At 43.2% G+C, this 10,182-nt stretch carries 11 protein-coding genes; 4 read left to right on the forward strand and 7 right to left on the reverse strand.

Annotated elements, in window-relative coordinates:
• Window positions 1–45: 45 nt before the first annotated feature.
• From WJR50_RS19530 to WJR50_RS19545, 4 genes are all read left to right on the forward strand, one after another.
• Window positions 46–525 (forward strand): protein-disulfide reductase DsbD domain-containing protein, encoded by a 480-nt coding sequence (locus WJR50_RS19530; RefSeq protein ID WP_341294997.1) that lies wholly within the window; start codon window positions 46–48, stop codon window positions 523–525.
• 341 nt (window positions 526–866) lie between these two features.
• On the forward strand, window positions 867–2,051 hold the full coding sequence (locus WJR50_RS19535) for a winged helix-turn-helix domain-containing protein (RefSeq protein WP_341294998.1): 1,185 nt from the start codon (window positions 867–869) through the stop codon (window positions 2,049–2,051).
• A 176-nt stretch (window positions 2,052–2,227) separates the two neighbouring features.
• Window positions 2,228–2,431 carry a type II toxin-antitoxin system VapB family antitoxin gene (gene vapB, locus WJR50_RS19540; protein ID WP_341294999.1) on the forward strand — a complete coding sequence of 68 codons (204 nt, stop codon included), beginning with the start codon at window positions 2,228–2,230 and terminating at the stop codon, window positions 2,429–2,431.
• A complete protein-coding gene (locus WJR50_RS19545; protein ID WP_341295000.1) occupies window positions 2,431–2,817 on the forward strand; it encodes a type II toxin-antitoxin system VapC family toxin in 387 nt (128 codons plus the stop codon). Before vapB ends, WJR50_RS19545 begins: the two co-directional genes overlap by 1 nt.
• A gap of 92 nt (window positions 2,818–2,909) precedes the next feature.
• Here WJR50_RS19545 and WJR50_RS19550 read toward each other — a convergent pair whose 3' ends face one another.
• From WJR50_RS19550 to WJR50_RS34220, 7 genes are all read right to left on the reverse strand, one after another.
• A complete protein-coding gene (locus WJR50_RS19550) occupies window positions 2,910–3,812 on the reverse strand; it encodes a metal ABC transporter permease (RefSeq protein ID WP_341295001.1) in 903 nt (300 codons plus the stop codon).
• On the reverse strand, window positions 3,805–5,100 hold the full coding sequence (locus tag WJR50_RS19555; protein WP_341295002.1) for a metal ABC transporter permease: 1,296 nt from the start codon (window positions 5,098–5,100) through the stop codon (window positions 3,805–3,807). The genes WJR50_RS19550 and WJR50_RS19555 overlap by 8 nt, the downstream gene beginning before the upstream one ends.
• A 3-nt stretch (window positions 5,101–5,103) precedes the next feature.
• Window positions 5,104–5,883, reverse strand: a complete 780-nt coding sequence (locus WJR50_RS19560) for a metal ABC transporter ATP-binding protein (RefSeq protein WP_341295003.1) — start codon at window positions 5,881–5,883, stop codon at window positions 5,104–5,106.
• Window positions 5,884–5,889: 6 nt separating this feature from the next.
• Window positions 5,890–6,795 (reverse strand): metal ABC transporter solute-binding protein, Zn/Mn family, encoded by a 906-nt coding sequence (locus WJR50_RS19565; RefSeq protein ID WP_341295004.1) that lies wholly within the window; start codon window positions 6,793–6,795, stop codon window positions 5,890–5,892.
• 197 nt (window positions 6,796–6,992) lie between these two features.
• The gene (locus WJR50_RS19570; protein ID WP_341295005.1) at window positions 6,993–7,499 is read right to left on the reverse strand and encodes a thioredoxin family protein; all 507 of its coding nucleotides are present in this window, start codon (window positions 7,497–7,499) and stop codon (window positions 6,993–6,995) included.
• 4 nt (window positions 7,500–7,503) lie between these two features.
• Window positions 7,504–9,795 (reverse strand): TonB-dependent receptor, encoded by a 2,292-nt coding sequence (locus WJR50_RS19575; RefSeq protein ID WP_341295006.1) that lies wholly within the window; start codon window positions 9,793–9,795, stop codon window positions 7,504–7,506.
• Window positions 9,796–10,065: 270 nt separating this feature from the next.
• Complete coding sequence (locus tag WJR50_RS34220) at window positions 10,066–10,179, reverse strand: helix-turn-helix domain-containing protein (protein ID WP_445223479.1); 114 nt, start codon at window positions 10,177–10,179, stop codon at window positions 10,066–10,068.
• Between the last annotated feature and the right edge of the window lie 3 nt (window positions 10,180–10,182).

Here is a 10,182-nt window from a genome sequence, read left to right on the forward strand (position 1 = left end):
ACTAACATTAAAAAAAATGTATCGTACCAACTTAAATCTGAGTTTATGAAAGTGATATTAAAAAGGCAACAATTACCTTTTAAAAACATCTTCTTTTTCTCTGTTATGATGTTCGTGACAATTTCTTCAAGTGCTCAAATTTTGGAGCCAGTCAAATGGACCATTGAAAGTAAAAAGCTAAATGACAAAGAATATGAAATAGTGTATACTGCAAAAATTGATAATGGCTGGCATTTGTATTCTCAGTTTATCAAACCCAATGGACCTAATCCAACTAGCTTCAATTTGGAAGAATCAACAAAATTCATCCAGATCGGAAAGGTAACGGAAGAAAAAGGATATGATGCTTATGAGGAGTTCTTCAAAATGGAGGTCAAATATTTCAAAGACAAAGCAGTGTTTGTGCAAAAAATAAAAAAGGTGAACAATGACAAAGTTACACTCATTGGCGAAATTGAATTCATGTCCTGTAATAATGAAGTTTGTGTTCCAGGTTACTTTGACATTGAAATTGAGCTTATATAAATAATAGAGCAATTAATTCCTGCCTCTTAGAAGTTATTCTGATTATATTTTATGAAATAGAAAGAAAGAATTATTGCAAAATGCTAATTGTCATTCCGTAGCCAAGGGCGGAGGAATCTTATCAAGCTATATAAATCAGTGACTTTCACAACGTATAAGATCCCTAACGGCAGTCGCCACTGCGGGATGACTGAACAGCTTATTTTTCCTTCTTTCAATGATACATTCTGTAAAAAATCAGTCTAACCTTTACTAAGCCTCCATACTATCTCGTTCCCTTAAATCTCTCCACTTGTTGTATATAAGTCTGCTACCTGTATTTTAGCATAAAGAAAGATTTGATGCTCAAACAACTTCAGCGCGCCACCCTGCAAAGCCAGGGACTGACGACAAAATATCCCTTTGGAAAAGGTAAGCAGGCGGTGCTCTCCGCTTTGGAACGGCTGGGCTATGTACAAATTGATACACTCTCGGTCGTGGAGCGTGCCCATCATCATACTCTCTGGGCAAGGCTGCCCGACTATCAGCCGGAATATCTGGCGCAGTTGGTAGAAGAAGGTAAGGCATTTGAATACTGGTTTCATGCCGCCTCATATTTACCTATGAAGGATTATCGCTATGCCTTACCTCAGATGCTGCAGTACAAACGAGGAGAAGCCCCTTATTACAGGAAGGCTGACCCCAAAGTGTTGCGTGATGTGATGGATAAAATTCGTATTGATGGTCCGCAGAAAGCGAGAGACTTTACCTCTTCTCCTAAAAAGCCGGGAAGCTGGTGGAACTGGAAGCCTACCAAAATTGCACTGGAAAAACTCTTTATGCAGGGAGACTTGATGATATGTGGTCGTAGCGGTATGGAAAAAATATATGACCTGACAGAAAGGGTACTACCCGAAACTACCGATACCACTGAGCCCAGTGACTGGGAGTTTTCCGAATATTTGGTCAAAACCAATTTGCGAGCGTATGGGGTGAGTACAGTCAAACAAATTACCCATTTAAGAAAGGGGAAGGCGCTGCGAAAAAATACAGAACTTGTGCTGCAAAGTATGCTGGAAGAAAAGACAGTGCAGGAGATACGTTTGGATGGCATGCCGACGATGTATGCACTGAGCGAACTACTTGAAAACCCAATCAAAAGGCCATCTCCCGGCATCAGATTGTTATCTCCCTTTGATAATGCGGTGATTCACCGGGAGCGATTGGTACAGCTTTTTGATTATGATTTCCGACTGGAGTGTTATGTGCCGCAAGCAAAAAGGCAGTATGGCTATTTTTGCTTACCCATATTGTTTTGCGATGAATTTATCGGACGAATAGATTGCAAAGCACATCGCAAAAACAATCAGCTTGAGCTTATTCACCTGCACATAGAAAGGAGACAGGAGGAAATAGAACTATGGTTGAAACCTTTGGTGGAAGCGATAAAGCAGTTCGCCATTTTTAATGGCTGTCAATCCATCCAACTTTCTCAGGTAAGCCCTGCCAGATTATCAGATGTAGTAAAGCGGTCTCTTGAAGCATAAACTTCTTAATGGCATCAACACGATTGACCATCAAAGGTCTTCTCCCGCAAATGTTGTTCTGTATAGAATGAGAAATAAAAAATATGGTCTTTATGTATGAAATCTTCAACTCAATTAGACTTACAACCTAGAAAACGAATACAATATGATTTCGTATCTTTAATAAAAAAGTAGGTATGTCAGATGTTCAGTTGTATAACAAGATTATTTCATTACCAGAAGACCTAAAAAAGCAGGTAGCTGACTTTGTTGAGTTTCTGGAGACAAAATCTCATGCTAAATCTGAAAAGAAAGAACGGAAATTTGGCTATGCTAAAGGTTTTTTCAAAATGTCAGAGGATTTTGATGAGCCTTTAGATGATTTTAAAGATTATATGTGATGCAATTACTTTTAGATACTCATCCATTTATTTGGTTTATCAATGGGGATAGAGAATTGCCTGAAAAAGTTAAAAAGTTAATTGCCGATACGCAAAATGAGTGCTTTTTGAGCATAGCAAGTATTTGGGAAATTGCCATAAAAACAAGTTTAGGCAAACTAGCCCTTCAGTCTGACTTTGATAAAATTTCTGACTTCTTGTTTGATAATGACATAAAGGTTTTGCCTGTAGAATTTGAACATTTACAAATACTGTTAAAGCTTGAGTACTATCATAGAGATCCCTTTGATAGACTTATTATCTCACAGGGAATTGCAGAAAAATTAATAGTCTTGAGTAAAGATGAGGTTTTTGATCAGTATCCAATTAAGTTGATTTGGAAGTGAGTTCCATTGCATTAAAAAGCCTATAAAAATAGATAAGCAACATAGCTAGTAGCGTTGTAATTTATATTCTCTCGTAATTTCTCCTGAAGTTATCAATGGAAATCCAGGTCTACGGCTTGTTTGTCTTTTTTTACAAATGACTTTTTCGCAGTCAGTAAGCCTCCCTGGGGAGCAAAGAGAAAAGCCAGCATAAATTCCAGTCCGATGCAGGCTGCCATCGCTCCGGCGATAGAACCATCTACCGCTACAGCTAATATGTAGCCACCTATTGCCGCTATAATACCTGCACCTACAGCAATGAATAACATCTTCTTAAGATTTTCAGTGAGCAGATAAGCAGTGGCTGCCGGGCCAATCAGAAAAGCTACCACCAGAATGGCGCCTACCGACTCAAAAGAAAGTACGGTGGTCAGTGAGACCGCGCTCATTAAGGCATAATGCCAGAAAGCCGTAGAAATTCCTACTGTGGCTGCCAGCATGGGATCAAAGCTGGTGATCAGTAGACCTTTGTAGCCAATAAGTACAAAAGCCAGCACGATCAACAGGTTAGCGCCCATCAGCCATACGCTGATCGGTCCCAGGTTGCTGCCATTATTACTGATCCACACATCCAGCGGAACATAGGCAATTTCTCCGTACAACACACATTCCTGATCCAGATCTACTTTGTCGGCAAAAAAGGTAATCAGGATGACGCCGATGGCAAACAGCCAGGTAAATGAAACGCCAATAGCAGCATCTACCTGAAGCTTGCCGTTTTTGTGCAGCACTTCTATCAGTACGGTAGTCAGCACACCGAACAGGGCTGCGCCGATCAACATAGGCAATGACGCGCGGGTTTGTGCCACCAGATAAGCCAGCACGATGCCGGGTAGTACTGCATGTGAAATGGCATCACCGACCATCGTCATCTTTCTGAGCAGCAGAAAGCAGCCCAGTATGGCACAGCTTGTTGCAACCAGCGCACCGGTGAGTATGATCCAGAAATCATCCATCTTGATTAGGGTTATAAGTGATCGGCCTGTCGTGAGGGTCTACCAATGGATAAGCCAGCTGACTTTCCAATTCCTGTTCCAGTTCAGGCGTAATAATGTGCTCAATGGCTTCCGCATCCTCATGCACATGATCGGCCGGAAGCTGCATATACTGGGTAAGGTAAAGCTCCCAGAGGCGGTGAATCTTGGTGATTCTGGCACCCACTTCTATGCCTTTGTCAGTCAGTCCGGCCTGTTGATCATGTAACTTAACCAACTTCCTGCGTTTTAACTTTTTAAGACCTTTCTGGAGATTAGTAGGAGTAAAGCCTCTTTTCTGCTGTATTTCATCAAAGCTGCGCATACTGCTAAAGCCTCCATCATCTTCACCCAGATGATACAGACACTTCAAGATGTTTTCCCGCAACATCTTGCGTTCGTTGTTTCGCCTCTGTAGTATGTTATACAAAACTCCTTTGCGCCTCCCCAGCAGCACAGAAATGAAGGTGAATAAAGTTAAAACCGTTACTATCCAGGGGCCGGTAGGCATGCGAGGAATTTCGTAAGAGACATAAGTACCCAGCAGACCGGAAGCTACTGAGAATAGTACCGCCAGTATCACCATGATGCCCAGTTTATTGGTCCAGTAGCGGGCCGCGGCTGCCGGAGTGATCAGAAAAGCCGCCATAAGTACTACACCTACTGCCTGTATGCCGATGGCAATGGCCAGAACTGTAAGTACCGAGAGTAAAAATTCCAGCCTCCTGACCGGAAAACCTTTGACTAACGCAAAATCACGGTCAAAAGAGATGAGTTTGAAAGTGTTGAACAGGGCAATCACAATAACCAGCAGTATCGCACTGAAAATCGTAAACACCACTACATCCTGCTGGTCCATGGCAGCGGCTTTGCCAAACAAAAACTTATCCAGCCCCGATTGGGCAGCATTACCGCTACTCTGAATGATGGTCAGCAGCAGTATACCAATGCCGTAAAATACAGAAAGTACCAGCCCCAGGGCAGCGTCAGTTTTGAGCTTGGAGCGCTCCACAATCACGTCAATCAGCAATACCCCTAACCAGCCGCTTATGAACGCTCCTACCAGCAGAATCAAAGGGTTTTTAGTCTGAGCGATCATGAAGGCCAGGCAGATACCGGGAAGGATGGCATGGGCGATGGCATCTCCGATCAGGGCTCTTTTCCGAAGAAAGGTAAAGCAGCCTACCACGGAAGCACTGGTGCAGATCAGCGTTACCGCAATGATCACCCAGCGTACATTCGGGTCTTGTAAAGGGCTTATAAAGTCCATCGTCTATTCTTTTTCCCGTACCGGATGTTGATGCTGCCTGAGAATTTCACCGATCTCCGTAAGAATGTTCAGACGTCCACCGTAGGTCTCTGTAAGCGTAGTTTCGGTAAATACTTCTTTCGTCTTACCGGAGGCGATCAGTCGGGTATTCATCATGATCAGCCAGTCATAATAACGGTGTGCGGTCTGCAAGTCGTGGTGCACTACGATGATGGTTTTACCTTCGTCTCTCATTTCCCTCAGCAGACTGATGATGGTATCTTCGGTAGCGGCATCCACACCGGCCATAGGTTCATCCAGCAGATACAAGTCGGCTTGCAGTGCCAGCGCACGGGCAATAAACACGCGCTGCTGTTGCCCTCCGGAAAGCTGGGAAATCTGCCGATTGACAAACTTCTCCATGCCCACTTTTTCAAGACACTCGAGTGCGATAGCTTTGTCTTCTTTGGTGGTTCTTCTGAACAGGTTTTTAGGATTGTAGCGGCCCATCAATACGGTGTCCAGTACACTTACCGGAAAGTCCCAGTCTACCGAATTTCGCTGCGGGACGTAGGCAATTCGTCCCCTCACCTTATCCAGCGGCTGACCAAATATCTTGACATACCCGCTGCTGGGTGCTACTAAGCCCATAATCGCTTTGATCATGGTGGTTTTGCCCGAGCCATTAGGGCCGATGATGCCTACCATCTGCTTTTCAGGAATTTCGTAATCTACATTCCACACAGCAGGCTTGTTCTGGTAAGTCACTGTCAGGTTATGCAATTCCAGTATCGGCTGTGCCATAGGTTTCTATTTTAATGATTCTACGATGGTATTCACATTTGCCCTTACGGTACCCATATAGGTGCCTGCGTCTGTTCCTTTTTCTCCTAGAGCGTCGGAATAAAGTGTGCCGCCTATGCTCACCTCATGACCTCTTTCTCTGGCTCCTGAAACTACTGATTCCAGGGATTTGGTAGGTACAGAAGATTCCACAAATACCGCTTTGATACCTCGCTCGGTAATAAAGTCTACCAATGCTGAGATGTCTTTCAGGCCAAACTCCGAAATGGTGGATATGCCCTGCAGGCCTCTCACTTCAATGTCATAAGCCTGGCCAAAATAATTGAAAGCATCATGAGCCGTGATGAGTACTCTGCTTGTCTGTGGTATTGATGCGATCTCATTTCTGGTCCACTGATGCAGATCAGCCAATTCTTTGGTATAAGCCTCAGTATTCCTTTTGTAGTAGGAGGCATTGGCAGTGTCTACTTCTACAAGTTTTTCGCCCATATAAGCTACTGCTTCATTCCAGAGAGAAACATCAAACCAGATGTGAGGGTCATATACATTCTCTTCCAGCGCTATCAGTCTTTGCTGATCAATGCCGTCCGCTACGGCAAATACCGGCTTTTGGGTAGATAGCTTTTCCAGCACTTCTCCCATCTTACCTTCCAGATGGATACCGTTGTACAAAATAATATCTGCTTTACGTAATTTGCTGAGATCGCTGCGGGTAGCTTTGTAGAGGTGAGGGTCTACGCCCGGACCCATTAGCCCTTCTACTACTGCCGAATCTCCTACAATATTAGCTGCTGCATCGGCAATCATACCGGTGGTGGCAACTACATATAATTTGTTTTGGCTATCTTCTGCTGAAGGGCTGCTACAGCTGATGATGAAGGCGGCCAAAAATATCCATAGTAAATGTCTCATACTGCTTGCTCTCCGGTGATTGTTGTAGAAAGTTTAGAAAGTCTGATTTGTAACTACAATTTCCTCAGCGGACCACATTACTGTTTTAGTTAAACTCACTCTTTTTATTTAGCAAATTTTAATTTAATAATTTGACTTGCCTAAATATAATTCTAAACTACTGCATAAATGTATAAGTTCAAAGGTTTTATGCGCTTCTATTTGTGTTCTGGGTAAGCTTCTTCTTCTTTTTCGGCAAATAAGATTTTAAAGTACGCTTTAAGTTGTTTTGCGCTCACAAAGCCCACCTGCTGATAGATGATTTCATAATCTTCGTTGAGAAAGCAAAGAGTAGGGAAGGTGAGTTTACCCTCCACATTGCCCAACACCTGAGCCAGTTCGTGCTGCCCTGTACCATTGCCGGTAGGGCGATAATGAAAAGTCCGCCCTTGCAGTCTGATATCCTGCGTGCTCTCCGCATCCAGGCTTACAAAGTAGAAAGCACTATCCAGCCAGGCCTGTACCGTCTTATCCTGAAAAGTGGTGTGTTTCATATTCTGGCAATACTTACACCAGTCGGTATGAATAAATACCAGCACAGGCTTTTTCTCAATTTGCTGCAGGCTATCTAACTGCTGAAAAGAAAGAGCAGACCCAGCCTGACCATAGCCAAGCTGAGTGCTTCCAAACCAAACCCATAACGAACAAACTAAAATCCGTATCATATTTTTATTGAATTACATATCTGACTCCCAAGAATCCCCTGATGCCCTGGTTAGGCGCGTACACATAAGCCGGATCAAAAGAGAGGGCATAAGGATTATTAGGTGTAGGAATCACCTGTCCGTTCTCGCCGAAAGTTACTTCTCTGTCAAAAGGATCATCAGGGCGTGCGATACTATTAGCGGGAGGAGTAAAGTTTAGTAGATTTTTTACACCTCCGTAGATTTCCCAGGAGCCTCCCGGCTGTGTCCAGCTTAGCTGTATGTTTTGCAGACTCCACCATGGTGACATCTCATCGCGCGGATCCAAATCACTGAGCAAAGGCAGGCGCATGGGTCCGTAAAGGTTTCCGGTATAATCTATGCCCAGGTTGAGTTTGTCAATGGTATATGATACTGCCCAGGTACCGGTCCATCGTTCGGTTAACACGGGTCTGCGTTTTTCTAATTCACCTTCACCATTTTCTTCGGCAAAGAATACATTCATAAAGCTACCGCCTGCCAGCACATTGATGCCGTTGGCAAACTCGGTATCCAGATTTACGGACACTCCCTGTGTTACCGCGTAAGCATCCAGATTGCGATAGATAATCTGGTTAGGATCGGTATCATAGTCCGGCAAAATCTGATTGGTAAAATAGGTATGCCAGGCTGTAGCATCCAGCCCGATGTATGAGCCATCTTTGAGATACATCTTTTTGATGTAGTTTAGATTAATATGATAACTCTGTTCAGGGTCCAGCGCTTCAGCGATTATTACCTCCCTTGATCCGGTGAGGGCGGCATGTTCTTCGGTAAACAGATTAACTACCCTAAAGCCTGTTCCGGCGTTCAGTCGGAGAATATTGTTGTCATCCAGGCTAAGCTTGTAGGCTAGTCGCGGGGTAAATATGCTTCCATGGTTGGAATTATAATCGTAACGCATACCTAACAACAAACGCTGTCTGTCGGTAAGGGAAATATCATCCTGTACAAACAGGCCGGGTAGCCAGGTTTCATCGGGAAGGTTTCCATCTTCATCGGCGGTAGCGGGTGTATTATCATCATAATAGGTATAGCGAAGGGCAGAACCGAACAGAAGATCGTGGCTGTTTAAGTTTTTATCCCAGGTCAGCTGACCAAAAGCAATTTTCTGATCGGCCATATAGGGTACATCGCCATAGTAAGAGTTTTGATCATGAGAATTATATGAAAACGCCAGTAGCATCTTTTCCTGAATGGGCAATTGATAGTTACCGATCAGCTCCCACCGCTTGGTGTAAATGCTCTCACCATATACTTCATCGCCACCTCTGTACTCAGGAGTCCAGTTCATTTCTCCACCCCAGCGGTCTTCATACATATAGCGACCAGCCAGTGAAAAAAGACGGTTATCTTTACGTTTAAAATTCCACTTCTGGAAAACGGAGATTCTGTCCTGCAGCGTGACATCCGTAAAACCATCCTCATTATGATCTACAGAATTATTGTAATTGAAATAGTTGAGTCCGGTAAGTACCGATACTTTATCTCCTACTTTTAGTCTGTGCCCAAGGTCAATATTATACTCCTGCCAAGAGGTTGACATTACATCTACCGAAAGCGGAGGAGCGTTCTGAGGATCTTTGGTAATAATGTTGATCAATCCACCGACAGCCTCGGAACCATAGAGGGAGGAGGCTGGTCCTTTTACAATTTCAATACGGCGAATCATGGAATTAGGAATTCCGAAAAGCCCATACACACTCGCCAAACCACTGACGATAGGCATGCCATCAATCAGAATCATGGTGTAAGGACCTTCCAGTCCATTGATATGAATATCACCAGTATTACACACATTACAGTTGAGCTGAGGGCGTACGCCATTGACATTCTGCAAAGCATCGTAGACAGTAGGTGTAGGATTCTTTTTGAAGAAGGTAGGATTATATACTTCTACGGGTACAGCGCTTTCCAGCCTATTAACTTCCTTTAACGTACCTGTTACGACTACCTCATCCAATGCATCTGCACTTTCATGGAGGCTAAAATTAACCGTTAGATTTTGTCCGGTTTTTAGGTTGATTTGTTTTACCAGCGCTTCGTAGCCAACACTGCTGGCGCGTAGCTCGTAAGTTCCTGCTTTCAGGTTCTGAAGTAGAAAATAACCTTCTTCATTAGCAGATGTCCCTTGCTTGGCCCCAAGGATTTCCACATTGGCAAAAGGGATTGGTTCTCCTGCTGTGTCAATTGTGCCAGATATGCTTGTTTTTTCCTGTCCAAAAACAGAACAGACAATATTCAAACTAATATATAGGGTCGTAAAAATTGTTTTCATAAGCTTTAAGTTGGATAGCTTGCTTTGTTATTGATTTCAAAGATAGGTAATTTTAAATCAATAAAAAATAAAAATTAGGTTAACCTAATAAATTTATTAGAATATATACGATGCGTGTATTTACTGGGTTTGAACTTTACTTTAAAAATGAATGAATAGGTGAAGAAAGAATGAAAGCAAAAAGCCTTTCAAACACTGTGTTTGAAAGGCTTTAACAATTAATGAGCAAGGATTAATTTTTTCCCTTACATCGTTGACATGTTTAGAATATTAAGAGATCACTGCGGCAGTATATTCGGAAGGCGTCTGCCCGTATTGCTTGTGGAAACTCTTGGTGAAATAAGAAGGATCGTTGAATCCAACTGCATAAGCTACTTCTGCAATGCT

The organism is Catalinimonas locisalis (genome assembly GCF_038039535.1).
GTDB lineage: Bacteria > Bacteroidota > Bacteroidia > Cytophagales > Cyclobacteriaceae > Catalinimonas.

What these genes read in the sequence shown, in the direction of transcription:
- WJR50_RS19575 (WP_341295006.1), bottom strand. Translation starts at nt 9,795, where the DNA reads ATGAAAACAATTTTTACGACCCTATATATTAGTTTGAATATTGTCTGT.
- WJR50_RS19560 (WP_341295003.1), bottom strand. Translation starts at nt 5,883, where the DNA reads ATGGCACAGCCGATACTGGAATTGCATAACCTGACAGTGACTTACCAG.
- vapB (WP_341294999.1), top strand. Translation starts at nt 2,228, where the DNA reads ATGTCAGATGTTCAGTTGTATAACAAGATTATTTCATTACCAGAAGAC.
- WJR50_RS19570 (WP_341295005.1), bottom strand. Translation starts at nt 7,499, where the DNA reads ATGATACGGATTTTAGTTTGTTCGTTATGGGTTTGGTTTGGAAGCACT.
- WJR50_RS19550 (WP_341295001.1), bottom strand. Translation starts at nt 3,812, where the DNA reads ATGGATGATTTCTGGATCATACTCACCGGTGCGCTGGTTGCAACAAGC.
- WJR50_RS19530 (WP_341294997.1), top strand. Translation starts at nt 46, where the DNA reads ATGAAAGTGATATTAAAAAGGCAACAATTACCTTTTAAAAACATCTTC.
- WJR50_RS19545 (WP_341295000.1), top strand. Translation starts at nt 2,431, where the DNA reads ATGCAATTACTTTTAGATACTCATCCATTTATTTGGTTTATCAATGGG.
- WJR50_RS19565 (WP_341295004.1), bottom strand. Translation starts at nt 6,795, where the DNA reads ATGAGACATTTACTATGGATATTTTTGGCCGCCTTCATCATCAGCTGT.
- WJR50_RS19535 (WP_341294998.1), top strand. Translation starts at nt 867, where the DNA reads ATGCTCAAACAACTTCAGCGCGCCACCCTGCAAAGCCAGGGACTGACG.
- WJR50_RS19555 (WP_341295002.1), bottom strand. Translation starts at nt 5,100, where the DNA reads ATGGACTTTATAAGCCCTTTACAAGACCCGAATGTACGCTGGGTGATC.